Annotated in this window: 6 protein-coding genes; 1 reads left to right on the forward strand and 5 read right to left on the reverse strand. The window is 42.5% G+C overall.

The features are described 5' to 3' along the window. The coding region (locus K7G76_RS15095; RefSeq protein ID WP_223035049.1) for a PKD domain-containing protein at positions 1-2,206 on the reverse strand (2,206 nt) is incomplete at its 3' end. 515 nt (positions 2,207-2,721) lie between these two features. On the opposite strand from K7G76_RS15095, the gene K7G76_RS15100 reads away from it, so the two are divergent. Next, entirely contained in the window at positions 2,722-3,210 is a 489-nt protein-coding gene (locus tag K7G76_RS15100; RefSeq protein ID WP_223035050.1) for a SixA phosphatase family protein, read from the forward strand. 2 nt (positions 3,211-3,212) lie between these two features. Here K7G76_RS15100 and K7G76_RS15105 read toward each other — a convergent pair whose 3' ends face one another. The 4 genes from K7G76_RS15105 to K7G76_RS15120 form a co-directional block, all read right to left on the reverse strand. Continuing rightward, the gene (locus tag K7G76_RS15105; protein ID WP_223035051.1) at positions 3,213-4,184 is read right to left on the reverse strand and encodes a PorP/SprF family type IX secretion system membrane protein; all 972 of its coding nucleotides are present in this window, start codon (positions 4,182-4,184) and stop codon (positions 3,213-3,215) included. Between the two features lie 34 nt (positions 4,185-4,218). Then, the gene (locus K7G76_RS15110) at positions 4,219-12,417 is read right to left on the reverse strand and encodes a T9SS type B sorting domain-containing protein (RefSeq protein ID WP_223035052.1); all 8,199 of its coding nucleotides are present in this window, start codon (positions 12,415-12,417) and stop codon (positions 4,219-4,221) included. A 124-nt stretch (positions 12,418-12,541) separates the two neighbouring features. After that, the gene (locus K7G76_RS15115; protein ID WP_223035051.1) at positions 12,542-13,513 is read right to left on the reverse strand and encodes a PorP/SprF family type IX secretion system membrane protein; all 972 of its coding nucleotides are present in this window, start codon (positions 13,511-13,513) and stop codon (positions 12,542-12,544) included. Positions 13,514-13,547: 34 nt separating this feature from the next. After that, the gene (locus K7G76_RS15120) at positions 13,548-21,773 is read right to left on the reverse strand and encodes a T9SS type B sorting domain-containing protein (RefSeq protein WP_223035053.1); all 8,226 of its coding nucleotides are present in this window, start codon (positions 21,771-21,773) and stop codon (positions 13,548-13,550) included. Positions 21,774-21,786 lie beyond the last annotated feature (13 nt).

Genomic DNA, 21,786 nt, shown 5'->3' on the forward strand with positions numbered 1-21,786 from the left:
GATCCGAACTATCTGTAGAATCAGAACCGGTAACTGTAATATCACCAGCACAGTTATCGTTAGCTGTCAAGTCACCCGGAGCAGGCACATCCGCGATACACTCGTAAGAGGTATCTGCAGGCGCACTAGGAGCCACAGGTGCAATGGTATCAGCCACCGTAATAGTCTGTGATACAGAGCTTGAGTTGTTACAAGCATCGGTAAACGTCCAAGTACGTGTAATAATAATGTTACAAGGATCCGAACTATCTGTAGAATCAGAACCGGTAACTGTAATATCACCAGCACAGTTATCGTTAGCTGTCAAGTCACCCGGAGCAGGCACATCAGCAATACACTCGTAAGAGGTATCTGCAGGCGCACTAGGAGCCACAGGCGCAATGGTATCGGCCACCGTAATAGTCTGAGATACAGAACTTGAGTTGTTACAAGCATCGGTAAACGTCCAAGTACGTGTGATAATAATGTTACAAGGATCCGAACTATCTGTAGAATCAGAACCGGTAACTGTAATATCACCAGCACAGTTATCGTTAGCAGTCAGGTCACCCGGAGCAGGCACATCCGCGATACACTCGTAAGAGGTATCTGCAGGCGTACTAGGAGCCACAGGCGCAATGGTATCGGCCACGGTAATAGTCTGAAATACAGAGCTTGAGTTGTTACAAGCATCGGTAAACGTCCACGTACGTGTGATAATAATGTTACAAGGATCCGAACTATCTGTAGAATCAGAACCGGTAACTGTAATATCACCAGCACAGTTATCGTTAGCTGTTAAGTCACCCGGAGCAGGTACATCCGCAATACACTCGTAAGAGGTATCTGCAGGCGCACTAGGTGTAACAGGTTCTGTAGTATCTTGAATGATTATAGTTTGTGTGTCTGAATTTGTTTTACCACAATCATCAGTTATTGTGAAAGTTCTGGTAACAGTTATTACACAAGTACCTGAACTAATATCTTGATATGTAATTTCATTAATTGATACATCGTCACTAGCATTACCACCTCCATCTAGGGCATTTTGCAATTCTGTTAGTGTAATGGTAACTGGTGTTTCGCTATATGGTAAACTTGTTATTGCAGAGGTATCACATCCTTCAATAGTATAATTTTCTGGAGCTGTGATTTGAGGGGCTTCTGAGTCACCAGCAACCATAACAAGGGTTTCTTGAGCCTCACAACCAGCTGCATCTGTAATAGTAACAGAAATAGAACCAGCACCTGCATTAATAACTACTAATTCAGTACTAGGTGGACCATTTACAAAAGTAGACCCTCCTGTTGTGTTTGAATTTACAGTAAATGTATACGGTGCTGTACCACCCGTAGCTGTAAAAGTTGCCGTTCCATCATTACTAGCACATTGCGCACTAGTGAATGAAGTAGAATTGATTAATATACTTGGAAACGATAAGGTTACACTATATGGGTATAAATTAACATTCCCATTACTGTCTGTAACGGTTAAAGTAGGGTTATAAGGACCTCCATTAATATCATATTCTACAATAGGGCTAGAGGCTGTACCGCCTATGAAATTTCCTCCATCATAATTCCAAGAATATGTGTAAGGAGGTGTTCCACCAATTGTTGTCGATTCAAAAGTAACAGTAGCAATACCATTATTATCAGTACAAGCCGTATAATCATATTGTACGGCTAAAGGTGTTGAAACAATTAAGTCTGAAGGGAACTGACATTGAGAGGAGCTGTAACTTGAACAATTATAAGGATCATTCTCTCCAGGGCCATTATTTTGACTCGTTTTCCAAACTACCAATACATTTTCTAATGTTAGTAATTCACCACAAACCCAATTAAAAGGACCATAAACGAGTCTTTGTGTAAGACCAGAATTAGAAGATGGTAGCGTTCCTAAATACTCACTAATCATTATAGAGGAATCTCCAACCATTAAATCAGCAAAAATCCTACCGTGGTAAACAGCTGAATTTCTGTTACTAGAAATTTCAGCAATCATATAAACCTGTTGTGGTGTACCAGATTCACAGCTAGTATTCGTTAAAGGCGTTCCTGGAACATCTGTTGCACTTAAAAAGACACTTTCTATTGAAAAAGCATTAGAAGTACAGTTGTAGCCACAGTCTCTCAAATCTTGAGAAAAAGCGCTAGTGAGACTAAAAATGAAAATTAAAAAGAAATACTTTCTAAAATTTATTAAATACGTATTTGTTTTCATAAGCCCTTATTTTAATATGGGATTAGTTAATTGATTAATAGCGATATTTTAACAACCTAATTGGTTGAGTTATTTTATAATTATTTGTTTTTTAAACATGGTAAGCATGTAATAAACATATAATAACAAATCAAAATTTTAGAGGGAAATGCATGTTGCCATGCGAATGGATTAAGATATTTCATTTGATTTGGGGTCATAATTGATTATAGCTTACGAGACAAATAAATAGCGATATCTAGTCCAAATCAAAAAAAAATGTCAAATAACTAATAAATTCGATTAAATGATTTTACAAAACACTTCATCGGTAAATTGTTATTTTTAACGAGCACAAATTTCTATGGGTTAATCAGTTAACTCATTGGAGGTAAGTGATATGATGTAGGTTAAATTAATTTTCATATTCTTTAGATTAAATAATAGCATTTGGTTAATTTTATGGAGGCAATGTAAACTATTTAACTGATATAATCAACACTTTATCGATAAAAAATGTATTTAATCGAATTTTTATGAAAAACTTAATTCTTGTACGACATGCAAAATCTTCATGGGAATACGATGTTATAGACCATGAGCGACCACTTAAAACACGTGGAATTACTGATGCAGGCTTGGTTTCATCACATTTTCATGAGTTAAACTTAACGATTGATTTAGTGATAGTTAGTGATGCTATTAGAACTAAATTGACTGCTGAAATTTTTAAAAGTAATTTGAATTTTGATGAAAAAATTATGCATTTCTCTCACAATTTGTACGATTTTTCAGGCGAAAATTTAAATAGAGTAATTACAAACTGTGAAGATTCGATTAAGAATTTGATGGTTTTTGGACATAATTATGCCATAACGAATTTTGCTAATACATTTGGAAGTCAATACTTTGAGAATGTACCTACTTCTGGTTTAGTTTGGCTTCAATTTGATACAAATCAATGGCAAAACATTAAAAATGCAACTACAAAGTTGCATCTGTTTCCTAAAGAATTAAAATCATAATTTTAATGATATCTACCTTCAGTACACGGGCAGTCGCTGATACCTTGTAGGAAGTCGAACCCAATAGTGATCATGTGCGTACCGGAGTTGTATCCTGCCAGGTCGTTAATTGTAATCTGGTACGAGTAGGCAAAGTAGAACTTAGACTTCATGATACCTGCCATGGGCCCAATGTTCAGGGGGTTGAAGAACTGGTCGTTCAGGAACCTGTACGACACGCCGATCCAGTAATAGTCCTCGTTCCTGTTGTACTTTCTGTATTTAAAATTCAGGTCAGTACTGGATCTGTTGTCACTGCTGAATAGTTGGTAGAACACGGATGGTTCGAACTCCACGCGCTTGTTTGACTTGCTCTGCATGATGTAGCCCGTATAAATCTGGTAGTTGCGCAGCAGGTTTGGTTCAATACCCGTAAAGTTGTCAATTTCCTTGTCCAGTATATTGTTGACATTGAAACTGAAGTAGAATCCCTTGTTCCTGTAGAGCACGCCCAGGTCAAAGTTGTTGTTTGATATGGCACGGTCCCCGTCGATATTGGGGTCTATAATCGGGATATCGTAAGTAGGCTCAAAGTTTTCGACATCCACCCTAAAACTGTTCAAGTTGTAAGAAATACCAAAAGAGAGGTACTGTCTTGACGTATAATCCAGAATAATGTGGTGCGAGAACGATGCCTTGATGCCCTGTTGTCGGGTATTTCCGTTCCTGTCGTTATAGAGCGACAGTCCGGCCCCAGACCGGTTAGATATCCTACCGTCGACGTAGAGTGATTGGTTGTCCGGTGCATCCTTGATACCGACCCATTGGGTAAGGCCATTGATCCTGATCCTGACATTGTCCCCAATACCGGCAAAGGTAGGTGAGAGGACAAAGTTGTTGTCGGCCAGGTATTGTGTCCACACCGGCAGGTTCAGCTCTTGCGCAAATCCGTAACCAGTGGTAATAAGCAGGATATATATGATTAATTTTTTCATGACATCAGTTTTAGTTAAGTTTAGTCCTCCGGCATTATCTATAAAGCGTAAAGTTTCCGACAAAATCGCGATTATCGTTTGAGCTGTTCAGGTTCACGACGTACCAGTAATCTCCTGTAGGCAATTCCTTTCCACCGTATTTACCGTCCCATTTTTCGCCTACATTCAGCGTTACGATTTTACGTCCATAACGGTCAAAGATGGAGAACTGTAGGTTAGGATATCCCGTCACACAACCAGGAGCCCAAGTGTCCGCCACGCCATCCCCATTTGGGGTAAAGTAGTTGGGGATACAGATATCCACGTACTCCAAGAAAATAGAGGCTGTTGCAGTACACCCACTGCTATCGGTCACGACCACGACATAGGTTCCGGTTTCAGAAATGACAAATGTATTGTTGCCACCCTGGTTTTCTCCATTGAGTGTAAACTCATAATCACCGGTACCACCTGTAGCCACAGCTATAAATTCGTTTATATCACCTTCATTTAAGACCAGCGTTAACGGTTCGACAGCCTCAATGGTAAAAAATTCTGTAGACTGTACACAACCATTGGTATGTCTAACATCGATAAAGTGGTCAGTTCCAGCAGGAACATCAGTAAAGACGTTGCTCATTTGGTAAGGCCCTCCATTTAGGGAGTAATCCAGGTCATCCGGGTTCAGGCCATCGCCCACCAATACGGTCACGGTATTACCTGGCATGTTGTTCAGACAGTTGTACTCAACAACCACCGTTGGTTCAATGGCAACAGACTCCGGCAGGGAGATGTTCCATTCGGATTCACAGCCCTGACCGTCCCTAACAAATACGGTATGGTCACCACCGCTTAATCCAGAAAAATCAAACTGTGTTTGGTTCGGAGCACCAGTGGAATATGGTCCGTCATAACTATCCAGGCTCACGCTGTACGGTAGAGTACCTCCAGAGATATCAATACTGAACTCGGCATTGAGGTCACCATCGCAGACTTCAGGGACAATGGAATTGGCCACGATGCCCAAGATAACAGGAGCCGGTTCGATGACATCAAAATTATGTATGATATAACAGCCCAGTTCATCCTGAACGATTACATCGTAATTGCCAGGCGCCAGGTTTTCAAAAATATTGGTATCAAAGAACTGGTCCAACTGCGGCGATATGGCGTATTTAATAATACCCGTACCCCCAGATGCAATAATCTCGAGCACTCCGTTGTTGGTGCCACTACAGGTTACATTGGTAACGTTGAACGTGGCATCGAGCACAGTGGACGGTTCGGTTATTGCGATGGTGGCCGAAGTAGCGTTGCAATCGCCACTTTCCACATAGACAACGTAAGTGCCCGCAACCAGTCCGGTAAACACTCCAGGACTGTTTTGGGTAGCTGGAATCGTATTTCCAGCAGTATCTTGTAAAGTGTAAACATAATTGCCCAGGCCGCCCTGTGCCGTAGCCGTAATCGATCCGGTATTATCTCCAGCACAGTTTATGGTAGGATTTACGGAATCCAAAATTATGTCCAAGGTAGGTAATGGATCTATTGTTATTTCATTGGAAACATTAGTGATACAGCCATTGGCATCCCTAACGTAAAAAGAATAAGTGCCCACAGGAACAGGGAAAGTTGTTGATGATGTAAATGAACCCAAAACTGTAGCGAACGAACTGTCATCACTATAAGTATAAGGACCTGTTCCACCTGTGGCACTTAATGTTAATGTTGTTTGGTTTAGACAAGTTTGTGTAGTTTGTACAACCAAATTAGCTTGTATGATAGTAGGCTGTGCAATCACGATATCGACCGAGGTCGCCGTACAATTGTAGCCATCGTTGATTGTAACCGAATAGGTTCCTGCCCCTAAATCACTAAACACATTTGATGTTTGAGGACCGGACGTACTCGGTGTAGGCAATATGGTATTTAAGGTATAGGTATAGTTAGCTCCCTGTCCACCGGTAACATTGGTTACGGTTATGGTAGCATTTTGATCCCCAAAGCACGATAACAATGTGGTGTTGGGTGTAAATGTAGCCGCAATAGGATTGGGCTCCGTTAATGTTACCGTATCAGAGGCTATACATCCAGAGGCATCCCTAACGTTAACGGTATAAGTTCCAGCCGATAAATCCGTAAAAGTTCCGTTAGGCGAGTAAGCTACGGTAGCGGCACCGGTCAATTCATATTCGTACTGTCCCCAGCCACCAGAAGCGATAGCCGTAATGGTCCCTATATTGTTGTCGCAACTAACATTTGAAGTTTCGTTGGCAACAACGTCCAGAGCTTCGGAAGGCGATGCAATGACAAACGTTCCATTTGTAGAACAAAAAGGCGTTTGTGTTTCCGTTAGGGTTACCGAGTAGCTTCCGGAAGTTAGGCCGGTTACCACTATAGGGTTTGTTGTTGTATTGGCCGCAACGGGACCAGTTACCGATGTACCAAAGTTATCAAAAACTTCGTAGGTATAAGTTCCAGAATACCCATTGACAAATAACTCAAACGAACCTGTATTATCCCCAAAACAGGTCAGGGCAGTAGGAGTTAGGGTAAAGGTAGGAGGCGTGGCAGGAGCCAAGGACACACTTACATCTTCGGTACATCCAGTAACCGTATCGGTAATAGTTATGGTGTACAATCCGGAAGGCACGCCCGAGAATACATTGCCGGCCAAGCTTATGGAAGCAGGGTTTGGGCTGATGGTATAGGCATAGTTTCCAGAGCCCCCATTTCCAGTAACGGTAATTTCACCATCGTTGTCGTTACAAGTTGGCAAGGCCGTTACGCTTGGCGTTATGCCCAGAATAGGTTCAATGGTAACGGACACTGAGTTACCACAGCCATTGGCATCATTAACCTCAATGGTATGTGTTCCAGAAAATAAGTTTGAAATGGTAAAAGGCGCTGTCATGGTTTGAAAGGCACCACCATTAATACTAAAGCTATAAGGAGCGATTCCTGTAGATGTTAAAGTTACATCAATCTCGAAATTGCCATCCACGGTCAAACATGGGTTGTTAACTGCAGCAGCAACAACAGGAGCGGGATCCATAGGCAATACTACCACGGGACTGGACACCACACAGCCATAGGCATCAACCACATGGACATAATAGTTTCCGGCATCCAGGTTAAAGGTGCTTGCAGAAGCCCATGAAGGGTCCGTTGCAGCAGGCGATCCAGGAGTGGTGGTCACCTGATATAGGTACGGAGGCGTACCATCGTGACCAATGGCACTTATGATTCCCGAATTGGGGTTACAATTGGCATTTTGGTCAATGTTTACCGTTAAGCTTAAAGGAATGGCCGACTCGGTAATGTTGAAAGGTGCAGTTACAACACCACAGCCAGCATTTGGCCCAGAAGTTTCAGTAATTAGGACATAGTAGTTTCCAAACGGCAATGGTCCCAAATTGGTTACGGATAGTGAGCCACCGGCAGGTACGTTTCCGGTTCCGGTAACACCGGTAGAAGCCAGTGTCAACGAATCGAATATCTCATAGCTGACAGTTGTGCCAACACCATAGATGCTGTTTACGGTAAATGATACATTTCCGTTTGCACTTCCTGTACATGTAATATTATTTGAGCTTACCGCATCGACTGTTAATGTTGAGTTGGTAGGAATAGGTGCAGTGGCAGGCTCATAGTAACTACAGTTGGTAGAAGCATCATAGACAATGAACGTATAGGACACCCCAGGGGTCAAGCCAGTAAATGTAGCCGATTCACTTCCAGGACTATCTTCCGGTACCCATGATCCAGGCGGATTGGGATAAACCGATATAGGGCCTTGGTAGATACTGAAGAAAAACGGTCCACTGCTACTTAAGGTCGTACCAATACTTACAATAGCGGTACCACCGGTTGCACAGTTTACTGACGTTGATATGTTAATATCCAGATCTGTAGGGGGTGAGGCCACCAGTACATCTTGGATAAGGACCGAACAACCATTGGCATCGATGACGTTGATTTGGTACAGTCCAAAATCAACCACATCAAAACTAACCGATGTGGATCCCGTGGCATTCAGTTCAGAGTTATTATAACCATTGGTTCCCGTAACAAAATAGTTGTAGGGAGCGGTACCACCGGTCACACTGTCAATGATGATTGAACCTTGTGACACACCACCGGCAGTACAGGTGATGTCCACGGTATGGTAGTCAACGACAATAGGGTCCGGTTCAGCAATGACGATGGTTTCTGTAGCAGTACAGGATTTGGCATCAGTGATTGTAATGGTATAGGTGCCGGCCGGAAGGCCAGAAGTCTGTGTTCCGTAATTAGTGCCAGTTGTATCGTTATTTACATTAATTGTAAAAGGCGGCGTTCCAACGGTATCATCAATGGTAATATCAATGGCGCCATTGGCATCACCGTTACATAGGATAGGCTGTGTCTGTACTACGGTACTCAAAGCTGGGGGCACGATAGGATTTATGGTATGTACGCCCGATTCAGCGGTACAGTTATTGGCATCGGTAACCTGGAACTGATAGGTTCCGGGAGTTGTTGTTGCATATGTAAAAGGCGAACCGGTAGCCCCTAAATTGACATAGGGCGCCCCATCGATGGAAACGGCAAATGTAAAGGGAGCCACGCCACCAGAGAACGTTCCCGTAATTACGGCATCAGGCGTTGCGGTACAGTCCAAATCTTCGGTCAGGATCGTGTTCAGGGAAAGCACAGGCAAAGGCTCTATGGTATAGGATTCTGAATACACACAATCGTTTTCATCACGAACCTGAAAGGTGTAGGTATCTGGGCCTAAACCAGAAAAGGTATTGGACGTTTGGTACGGAGTGGCTGCCGATGCAGGAGCGATGATCTGGTATTCCAGTACACCGGCACCGCCCGTGGTTCCCGTAATGGTAATGGTAGTGGTATTTGATGGACAGCTTAACGGTGTGTTGCTGAACGTTAAATCCGTAGGAGGATCCAAGGGATCTATGGTAATGGTGTTGGTTATGGCCGTACAGCTGTTGGCGTCCAGTATGGTAATGGTATAGGTACCCGCTGTCAGTCCCGTAAAGGTATCACTGACCTGAAAGGTGACACCGTCAATGCTATAGGCGTAAGGCGGTGTTCCCCCTGTTACGCCGGTTACGGTAATACTGCCACCGGAATTACAGGTATAGTCGGCGCTTAATGTAGCCGTACCGGAAATGGCCGTAGCCGTTGTAATGGTTATGGGCTGTGGGTCTGTCAGACAAACGGAAGTGCCAATGGAATACTGTACCACGACATCGTAAGTACCTGGAGCCAATCCGGTGAAAACATTGGAACTGGTAAACGTCGTGCCGCCATCGATACTGAACTCCAGGCTGTTGCCATTGGCATTGGTAACGTTAACGGTAATGGTCCCGTTGTTGGACCCGGCACAATCGATATTGGTGGCATCGACGGTGAACTCGGGCTCTGGGATCTGGTCAACGGTTATCGTGGTGCTGGCACTACAGTTGTTGGTGTCTACAACGGTGATGTCGTAGACGCCTGGGCCTGTCACGACGACTTCCGGGTCGGTCTGGAAATCGGTGGTGCTGTTAATGAAATAGAAGTAGGGCGGTGTGCCTCCCTCTGGGTATATGGTGATCTGGCCATCGTCGCAGGTAAGCGGTATGGTGACCGCTGCGGTGACCGTTAACAACGGTGGCTCTACTATCACGATGTCTTCGGAATGATAGCAACCATATTCAGTTTCGATTATTACGGTGTAAGTTCCTGGATTAAGGTTTGCGAAGGTGTAATTATTTTCCATAATTGGTCCGACGCTATTTACCAAAGTAGCACCTATATAAAGCGCAAAGAAATACTGTGGGTCTACATCATTTGCTGCTAAATGAATAGAGCCTTTATCTCCATAGCAAAGAGGTTGAGTAATTAATATTGAAGTAGTAAAGTCACGTTCTCTAATTTGAACATCAGGAACTGTAAATATGCAAGGATTTGTTGAAACACCAACTTGTCTTATATATACCGTATATGTGCCAGGAGTTGTAACTGAAAACACATTGCTGGATTGGTAATTAATACCATCAATACTGTACTCATAACCACTTGGAACACCATTTACTGTAATACTTCCTGGTGTTGTACATATAATATCTGTTGCTATAACAGTTGGATTTAGTACATTTTGATAAACGTTAAAGTAAAATTGTGCAAAACATCCGCCTTCAAAATTTATAGTTATTCTAAACTGTCCAGATGTGTTGGCGGTATAATTTGGCCCGGTTCCAACTTGGTTCCAGGTGCAGGCAGAATTTTCATTGGCACAATCTGGGTCTGTAACAGGAGCACAGCTTGACTCGTCCAATTGTTCCCAAATGATTGAAGAAGCTCCAACTATATTAGTAGTAATATCCCTAAAATCGTTTATACCACATAAGAATATGTTTGGTAATAATTTCCCGTCGTTTGGGCAGGTAACAACTTCATCTGCAAAGGGTATAACTGGATTTGTTAAGTTGTTTCCTCCGAAAAACGAAACATTATATTGTTGTACTATTGATTGACAAGGAGCTATTGCGTTATTAAAAGAATAATATGTTCCTGTAGCAGTTGCCGCATACGATTGACCCGTGCCTATAACTGGTGTTCCCGTTGGGCTGGTGGACCAAGAGTAGCTATCGTAACCATTAGCAGCTGTAATTGTAACACTATCGCCACAAAGCGTAATATCTTCAGAGAAATCACAATCAATATTTATTAAAAAATTTGTGGCTTGAGGCGTAATTAAACAACCAGTATTGCTGTCGTAACTAGGGTCGTCAGTTATTTGATAATTAGGGTTGTAATATCCATTATAAGTTGCAAAAGCTTGATTCAAAATAATATTTGAACAAGAATCGGCTAATTGATTACAGTTTTCTACTGTCATAGCTTCAATTCTAATTTCATAAACAGGATCATTTTCTTCAACTAAATAATTCTCGATATTAAAAATAATTTCTCTAGTAATGGGGTTGTAACTTGTTACGGTTACTCCTGGAGGCAAAACTAAATCCGTTGGGTAATTGAATATTATATTGATAGGTAATATATCCCTAATTTGAAAATTTGTAGCGTTATCATTTCCTGTATTTTGAAAGCCAATAACATAGTTTAGAGGTTGTCCAAGTCCAATTCCTTGGCCGCCAATGTTGTTACCAGCATCGTCTTCAACTATTTTTGTAAGCACAATATTGGGTTCAATAATATCTACAGCAAATGCGAAGAAATATTGAAAGTAAACATCCTGATCACTTTCCAATCTCACAATAGCGGAAGTAGCATCGTTGGCAATTACTGTATTCCCTGGATTGGGTACTACCATAACACCAGTGTCAAAACCAAGTGTGTTTGTACTATTTGGATTTCTATTCGTAACAGGAGTAGCATCTAATCGTGTAACTGAACTATTAAAAAAGTTATTAGCAGGTCTATCTGCTGCTGACAAAGGAACATTGTTAAGTACCAACCTGTCGTTTTGTATGGGTTTGTCTCCTTCTAAAGTTGCGAATGCAAAATTTGCTCTAACTGGTGCAGGAGCAGGTACCGTTCTAAAGCCTGAAACTGGAATTTCAACATTTACAGAGCTACTTATGGCACTAAAACCATCAAAGCTTGTTATGGACTTTCCTGGTAGCGTAGGATCTTCATAAACAATAAATAATGACCACCCAGCAGAAAATCCGGTACCATTATAAGGGTTAAATGTTGCTGTTTCACCTAATGCACTGGATACGTTTGCAACAGTGTATGTTCCTAAATCGGTTCCTAAATTTGTTACAATTGATGTAACATCAGCATAGCATGAATAGGGATAACTACTTCCTGTTGCAGTTCCATTTGCTTCATAAATAATTGTACCTGTAATGTCATTATACCCTCCAGTTGGTCCTTTGAATTTAACTTCAGTAATAGGTTCATTACCATTTGTTACGGCTCCCCAATATAATCCGGCGTATCTAATTTTGTAGCAATTTGGATTTGGAATTTCTAAATCTGAACTTGAAGAACTAAAAGTACTAGCATCACCATCAATATCAATATACTGCATATCGACATTGTGGTTGTAGGTGTTGTTATCGTTGAATGCATTATTATCTGGTCCTAAAATGTTATTACCAATTAAAACTATATCTCCTCTCAAGTCATCATTGAACCTTGGCGTAAAGGGAACATAGTTTTGTGCAAACGATTGTAAGTAAACGATAAAAAACGTCGCTATTAAAGCAATTTTTGAAAAAGTAGGTTTTTTCATGGTTCTAGAGAATTATTTGTTTCTGTAGGATCCATAAAATAGAAAAATAGCAAATTTATATTTTCAAGACATTTGTACTACATAACACGGTTTTAAATTATTTTATATTCTTATTATATTTATTTTAATGATATCTACCTTCCGTACACGGGCAGTCGCTGATACCTTGTAGGAAGTCGAACCCAATAGTGATCATGTGCGTACCGGAGTTGTATCCTGCCAGGTCGTTAATTGTAATCTGGTACGAGTAGGCAAAGTAGAACTTAGACTTCATGATACCTGCCATGGGCCCAATGTTCAGGGGGTTGAAGAACTGGTCGTTCAGGAACCTGTACGACACGCCGATCCAGTAATAGTCCTCGTTCCTGTTGTACTTTCTGTATTTAAAATTCAGGTCAGTACTGGATCTGTTGTCACTGCTGAATAGTTGGTAGAACACGGATGGTTCGAACTCCACGCGCTTGTTTGACTTGCTCTGCATGATGTAGCCCGTATAAATCTGGTAGTTGCGCAGCAGGTTTGGTTCAATACCCGTAAAGTTGTCAATTTCCTTGTCCAGTATATTGTTGACATTGAAACTGAAGTAGAATCCCTTGTTCCTGTAGAGCACGCCCAGGTCAAAGTTGTTGTTTGATATGGCACGGTCCCCGTCGATATTGGGGTCTATAATCGGGATATCGTAAGTAGGCTCAAAGTTTTCGACATCCACCCTAAAACTGTTCAAGTTGTAAGAAATACCAAAAGAGAGGTACTGTCTTGACGTATAATCCAGAATAATGTGGTGCGAGAACGATGCCTTGATGCCCTGTTGTCGGGTATTTCCGTTCCTGTCGTTATAGAGCGACAGTCCGGCCCCAGACCGGTTAGATATCCTACCGTCGACGTAGAGTGATTGGTTGTCCGGTGCATCCTTGATACCGACCCATTGGGTAAGGCCATTGATCCTGATCCTGACATTGTCCCCAATACCGGCAAAGGTAGGTGAGAGGACAAAGTTGTTGTCGGCCAGGTATTGTGTCCACACCGGCAGGTTCAGCTCTTGCGCAAATCCGTAACCAGTGGTAATAAGCAGGATATATATGATTAATTTTTTCATGACATCAGTTTTAGTTAAGTTTAGTCCTCCGGCATTATCTATAAAGCGTAAAGTTTCCGACAAAATCGCGATTATCGTTTGAGCTGTTCAGGTTCACGACGTACCAGTAATCTCCTGTAGGCAATTCCTTTCCACCGTATTTACCGTCCCATTTTTCGCCTACATTCAGCGTTACGATTTTACGTCCATAACGGTCAAAGATGGAGAACTGTAGGTTAGGATATCCCGTCACACAACCAGGAGCCCAAGTGTCCGCCACGCCATCCCCATTTGGGGTAAAGTAGTTGGGGATACAGATATCCACGTACTCCAAGAAAATAGAGGCTGTTGCAGTACACCCACTGCTATCGGTCACGACCACGACATAGGTTCCGGTTTCAGAAATGACAAATGTATTGTTGCCACCCTGGTTTTCTCCATTGAGTGTAAACTCATAATCACCGGTACCACCTGTAGCCACAGCTATAAATTCGTTTATATCACCTTCATTTAAGACCAGCGTTAACGGTTCGACAGCCTCAATGGTAAAAAATTCTGTAGACTGTACACAACCATTGGTATGTCTAACATCGATAAAGTGGTCAGTTCCAGCAGGAACATCAGTAAAGACGTTGCTCATTTGGTAAGGCCCTCCATTTAGGGAGTAATCCAGGTCATCCGGGTTCAGGCCATCGCCCACCAATACGGTCACGGTATTACCTGGCATGTTGTTCAGACAGTTGTACTCAACAACCACCGTTGGTTCAATGGCAACAGACTCCGGCAGGGAGATGTTCCATTCGGATTCACAGCCCTGACCGTCCCTAACAAATACGGTATGGTCACCACCGCTTAATCCAGAAAAATCAAACTGTGTTTGGTTCGGAGCACCAGTGGAATATGGTCCGTCATAACTATCCAGGCTCACGCTGTACGGTAGAGTACCTCCAGAGATATCAATACTGAACTCGGCATTGAGGTCACCATCGCAGACTTCAGGGACAATGGAATTGGCCACGATGCCCAAGATAACAGGAGCCGGTTCGATGACATCAAAATTATGTATGATATAACAGCCCAGTTCATCCTGAACGATTACATCGTAATTGCCAGGCGCCAGGTTTTCAAAAATATTGGTATCAAAGAACTGGTCCAACTGCGGCGATATGGCGTATTTAATAATACCCGTACCCCCAGATGCAATAATCTCGAGCACTCCGTTGTTGGTGCCACTACAGGTTACATTGGTAACGTTGAACGTGGCATCGAGCACAGTGGACGGTTCGGTTATTGCGATGGTGGCCGAAGTAGCGTTGCAATCGCCACTTTCCACATAGACAACGTAAGTGCCCGCAACCAGTCCGGTAAACACTCCAGGACTGTTTTGGGTAGCTGGAATCGTATTTCCAGCAGTATCTTGTAAAGTGTAAACATAATTGCCCAGGCCGCCCTGTGCCGTAGCCGTAATCGATCCGGTATTATCTCCAGCACAGTTTATGGTAGGATTTACGGAATCCAAAATTATGTCCAAGGTAGGTAATGGATCTATTGTTATTTCATTGGAAACATTAGTGATACAGCCATTGGCATCCCTAACGTAAAAAGAATAAGTGCCCACAGGAACAGGGAAAGTTGTTGATGATGTAAATGAACCCAAAACTGTAGCGAACGAACTGTCATCACTATAAGTATAAGGACCTGTTCCACCTGTGGCACTTAATGTTAATGTTGTTTGGTTTAGACAAGTTTGTGTAGTTTGTACAACCAAATTAGCTTGTATGATAGTAGGCTGTGCAATCACGATATCGACCGAGGTCGCCGTACAATTGTAGCCATCGTTGATTGTAACCGAATAGGTTCCTGCCCCTAAATCACTAAACACATTTGATGTTTGAGGACCGGACGTACTCGGTGTAGGCAATATGGTATTTAAGGTATAGGTATAGTTAGCTCCCTGTCCACCGGTAACATTGGTTACGGTTATGGTAGCATTTTGATCCCCAAAGCACGATAACAATGTGGTGTTGGGTGTAAATGTAGCCGCAATAGGATTGGGCTCCGTTAATGTTACCGTATCAGAGGCTATACATCCAGAGGCATCCCTAACGTTAACGGTATAAGTTCCAGCCGATAAATCCGTAAAAGTTCCGTTAGGCGAGTAAGCTACGGTAGCGGCACCGGTCAATTCATATTCGTACTGTCCCCAGCCACCAGAAGCGATAGCCGTAATGGTCCCTATATTGTTGTCGCAACTAACATTTGAAGTTTCGTTGGCAACAACGTCCAGAGCTTCGGAAGGCGATGCAATGACAAACGTTCCATTTGTAGAACAAAAAGGCGTTTGTGTTTCCGTTAGGGTTACCGAGTAGCTTCCGGAAGTTAGGCCGGTTACCACTATAGGGTTTGTTGTTGTATTGGCCGCAACGGGACCAGTTACCGATGTACCAAAGTTATCAAAAACTTCGTAGGTATAAGTTCCAGAATACCCATTGACAAATAACTCAAACGAACCTGTATTATCCCCAAAACAGGTCAGGGCAGTAGGAGTTAGGGTAAAGGTAGGAGGCGTGGCAGGAGCCAAGGACACACTTACATCTTCGGTACATCCAGTAACCGTATCGGTAATAGTTATGGTGTACAATCCGGAAGGCACGCCCGAGAATACATTGCCGGCCAAGCTTATGGAAGCAGGGTTTGGGCTGATGGTATAGGCATAGTTTCCAGAGCCCCCATTTCCAGTAACGGTAATTTCACCATCGTTGTCGTTACAAGTTGGCAAGGCCGTTACGCTTGGCGTTATGCCCAGAATAGGTTCAATGGTAACGGACACTGAGTTACCACAGCCATTGGCATCATTAACCTCAATGGTATGTGTTCCAGAAAATAAGTTTGAAATGGTAAAAGGCGCTGTCATGGTTTGAAAGGCACCACCATTAATACTAAAGCTATAAGGAGCGATTCCTGTAGATGTTAAAGTTACATCAATCTCGAAATTGCCATCCACGGTCAAACATGGGTTGTTAACTGCAGCAGCAACAACAGGAGCGGGATCCATAGGCAATACTACCACGGGACTGGACACCACACAGCCATAGGCATCAACCACATGGACATAATAGTTTCCGGCATCCAGGTTAAAGGTGCTTGCAGAAGCCCATGAAGGGTCCGTTGCAGCAGGCGATCCAGGAGTGGTGGTCACCTGATATAGGTACGGAGGCGTACCATCGTGACCAATGGCACTTATGATTCCCGAATTGGGGTTACAATTGGCATTTTGGTCAATGTTTACCGTTAAGCTTAAAGGAATGGCCGACTCGGTAATGTTGAAAGGTGCAGTTACAACACCACAGCCAGCATTTGGCCCAGAAGTTTCAGTAATTAGGACATAGTAGTTTCCAAACGGCAATGGTCCCAAATTGGTTACGGATAGTGAGCCACCGGCAGGTACGTTTCCGGTTCCGGTAACACCGGTAGAAGCCAGTGTCAACGAATCGAATATCTCATAGCTGACAGTTGTGCCAACACCATAGATGCTGTTTACGGTAAATGATACATTTCCGTTTGCACTTCCTGTACATGTAATATTATTTGAGCTTACCGCATCGACTGTTAATGTTGAGTTGGTAGGAATAGGTGCAGTGGCAGGCTCATAGTAACTACAGTTGGTAGAAGCATCATAGACAATGAACGTATAGGACACCCCAGGGGTCAAGCCAGTAAATGTAGCCGATTCACTTCCAGGACTATCTTCCGGTACCCATGATCCAGGCGGATTGGGATAAACCGATATAGGGCCTTGGTAGATACTGAAGAAAAACGGTCCACTGCTACTTAAGGTCGTACCAATACTTACAATAGCGGTACCACCGGTTGCACAGTTTACTGACGTTGATATGTTAATATCCAGATCTGTAGGGGGTGAGGCCACCAGTACATCTTGGATAAGGACCGAACAACCATTGGCATCGATGACGTTGATTTGGTACAGTCCAAAATCAACCACATCAAAACTAACCGATGTGGATCCCGTGGCATTCAGTTCAGAGTTATTATAACCATTGGTTCCCGTAACAAAATAGTTGTAGGGAGCGGTACCACCGGTCACACTGTCAATGATGATTGAACCTTGTGACACACCACCGGCAGTACAGGTGATGTCCACGGTATGGTAGTCAACGACAATAGGGTCCGGTTCAGCAATGACGATGGTTTCTGTAGCAGTACAGGATTTGGCATCAGTGATTGTAATGGTATAGGTGCCGGCCGGAAGGCCAGAAGTCTGTGTTCCGTAATTAGTGCCAGTTGTATCGTTATTTACATTAATTGTAAAAGGCGGCGTTCCAACGGTATCATCAATGGTAATATCAATGGCGCCATTGGCATCACCGTTACATAGGATAGGCTGTGTCTGTACTACGGTACTCAAAGCTGGGGGCACGATAGGATTTATGGTATGTACGCCCGATTCAGCGGTACAGTTATTGGCATCGGTAACCTGGAACTGATAGGTTCCGGGAGTTGTTGTTGCATATGTAAAAGGCGAACCGGTAGCCCCTAAATTGACATAGGGCGCCCCATCGATGGAAACGGCAAATGTAAAGGGAGCCACGCCACCAGAGAACGTTCCCGTAATTACGGCATCAGGCGTTGCGGTACAGTCCAAATCTTCGGTCAGGATCGTGTTCAGGGAAAGCACAGGCAAAGGCTCTATGGTATAGGATTCTGAATACACACAATCGTTTTCATCACGAACCTGAAAGGTGTAGGTATCTGGGCCTAAACCAGAAAAGGTATTGGACGTTTGGTACGGAGTGGCTGCCGATGCAGGAGCGATGATCTGGTATTCCAGTACACCGGCACCGCCCGTGGTTCCCGTAATGGTAATGGTAGTGGTATTTGATGGACAGCTTAACGGTGTGTTGCTGAACGTTAAATCCGTAGGAGGATCCAAGGGATCTATGGTAATGGTGTTGGTTATGGCCGTACAGCTGTTGGCGTCCAGTATGGTAATGGTATAGGTACCCGCTGTCAGTCCCGTAAAGGTATCACTGACCTGAAAGGTGACACCGTCAATGCTATAGGCGTAAGGCGGTGTTCCCCCTGTTACGCCGGTTACGGTAATACTGCCACCGGAATTACAGGTATAGTCGGCGCTTAATGTAGCCGTACCGGAAATGGCCGTAGCCGTTGTAATGGTTATGGGCTGTGGGTCTGTCAGACAAACGGAAGTGCCAATGGAATACTGTACCACGACATCGTAAGTACCTGGAGCCAATCCGGTGAAAACATTGGAACTGGTAAACGTCGTGCCGCCATCGATACTGAACTCCAGGCTGTTGCCATTGGCATTGGTAACGTTAACGGTAATGGTCCCGTTGTTGGACCCGGCACAATCGATATTGGTGGCATCGACGGTGAACTCGGGCTCTGGGATCTGGTCAACGGTTATCGTGGTGCTGGCACTACAGTTGTTGGTGTCTACAACGGTGATGTCGTAGACGCCTGGGCCTGTCACGACGACTTCCGGGTCGGTCTGGAAATCGGTGGTGCTGTTAATGAAATAGAAGTAGGGCGGTGTGCCTCCCTCTGGGTATATGGTGATCTGGCCATCGTCGCAGGTAAGCGGTATGGTGACCGCTGCGGTGACCGTTAACAACGGTGGCTCTACTATCACGATGTCTTCGGTGTAGAAACAGCCATCATCGGTACTAACATTTATAGTATAATTACCAGCGCTTAATGATGAAAATGTATGATCACTATTCATTACAGGACCAACACTATTTACTAAAACACCTCCTTCATAGATGCTAAAGTAATATTGTGGTAAGGCATCGTTGGCCGCAATGCTAATACTGCCGAAACCACCATAACAATCTGGTTGAGTAATATTAGTCGTAACGGTAAAGTCACGCTCCCTTACAAATACTGCAGGCGTTTCAAAAATACATGGGTTGGTATCGACACCTACTTGCTGAATATATATAAAATAATATCCTTGAGATGTAACTGTAAACACATTGCTGGATTGGTAATTAATACCATCAATACTGTACTCATAACCACTTGGAACGCCATTTACTGTAATGCTTCCTGGAGTATCACAAATAATATCTTGAGCAACAGCTGTTGGATTAAGAAGGTTTTGGTATACATTAAAGTAAAATATACTGAAACACCCTCCAGGATAATTAATTACAATTCTAAACTGGCCGGATGTGTTGGCGGTATAATTTGGTCCGGTTCCAACTTGGTTCCAAGTGCAGGCCGAATTTTCATTGGCACAGTCATCAATTCCGATAGGAGGACAGCTTGACTCGTCTAATTGTTCCCAAATAATTGAAGTGGCATCGCTAATTCCGGTTATTATATCTCTGACATCATTTGCACCACATAAAAATATTTTAGGAAGTTCTTTACCATCATTTGGGCAAATAGAAACAACATCCGCAAAAGGTATAACTGGGTTTGTTTGTGTTGTACCATATAAAGAAACGGTTATTACTTCTTGAATAGATATACAAGTTGCAGAGGCTGTATTGGTAACATAATATGTTCCAGTTTCTGTTGCCGTATACGATTGACCCGTGCCTATAACTGGTGTTCCTGTTGGACTGGTGGACCAAGAGTAGCTATCGTAACCATCAGCAGCTGTAATTGTAACACTATCGCCACAAAGTATTTCTTCACGTTCAAAGTTGCAACTAGAGATATCTACTAAAAAATTTGTAGGTTGTGGATCTATAAAGCATTCGAGTTCAACATAACTTGCTTGATCTTCAACTGTAATTCCACTTAATGCCCCTGTATAAGTTCCAAAGGCTTGATTTAATATTTCATTTGAGCATGCTTGACTTAAATCGTAGCAATTAGGAACAATCTGTACTGGGATACGTATAACAAAAACAGGGTCTCCATATTCTACAGAATCATCTGGAATACTGAAAACAACGGTTCTTGTAATAGGATCGTATGAAAGTAGGGTAGCACCTCCTGAATTTGTATAGTCAATAGTTGCTGGATCGAATACTATATTATCCGGTAGTATATCAGTTATGGTAAAATTAGTAATATCTTCATTACCTGTATTTTGGTAACTTATTTCGTAAAATATGTTTTGACCTAATATTACGTCATCTCCGTTAATATCGTTTCCAAATTCGTCTTGAACAGTTTTGACCAAAGTAACTTCTGGTGAAATAACATCAACTGCAAAAGCACTAAAGAAAGCAAAAATAGGGTCAGCTTGTCCACGTGCAACTTGAAGAGTAAATGAAGCATCAGTTGCACCGTTTACAATATATTCAGGTTCTGAGTTAAATATTTCCAACATACCCGTGTCATAACCTAAAGTATTTGTTCCAAACGGATTTCTAGGATGTGCAATTCCATTGTAATTTTCAATTACCGATCCAAAGAATTTATTTGCAGATCTAAAAGGAGTTGTTACCTCTTTATTGTTAATTTCTAATTTTGTTGCTCTTTTTGTTTTATCACCATCTAAAGTAGCGTAAGCAAATTGTAAGTCGATATGTCCAGCAGGAGGTGTTGTAAATCCTGTTACTGGAACTTCTTCGTAATGGTCGTCATAAATATGGCTAAACCCATCAAATGTTGTAAATGATTTTGTATGCAAATCAGGATCTTCATATATAACAAATAATGTCCATCCTGCTGAAAGCCCTGTAGAAAAATTAGTTCCGACACTAGACACAACATTAGCTACAGAATATGTTCCCTCAACATTGGTTAACGCATTTAGCATATCTGTAACTTCTGCATAACATGCGTAAGGTGTATTGCCCGGTTCACCGTCTTCAGAAATAATTGGGTTTACAATAGCGTCATAAATAAGTGTTCCATTAATATCTGTATATGTACTACTTTCAGGCGTTTTAAATTTAATGTTTGTGATATTTGAACGATCACCATCTTGTAGAACAGCGCCCCAATATAATGCTGCATATGCCACAGAATAACACGTTGTAGGTGTGCCATCTTCATGAGGTTGAAAAACAAGATCGGCACTACTTGAACTGAATGTGGAGGCATCACTATCAATATCAATATACTGCATTGTAACATCATCATTATCAATACTGTTGTCATTACATGGTAAATTATCTTGACCAAGAATATTATTACCAATAACAAGCATGCTTCCTTTTACTTCTACATTTCCTCTTACAGACCAGGGTTGGTATGTTTGAGTAAAACCAGTGAAGCCAATCAAGAAGATTAGTATAGCTAAACTATTTTTAAAATAAGTAGGTTTTTTCATGACACTTATATTT

Origin of the sequence: Hanstruepera marina, assembly GCF_019880635.1 — a bacterium.
In the GTDB taxonomy this organism is placed as follows: Bacteria; Bacteroidota; Bacteroidia; order Flavobacteriales; family Flavobacteriaceae; genus Hanstruepera; species Hanstruepera marina.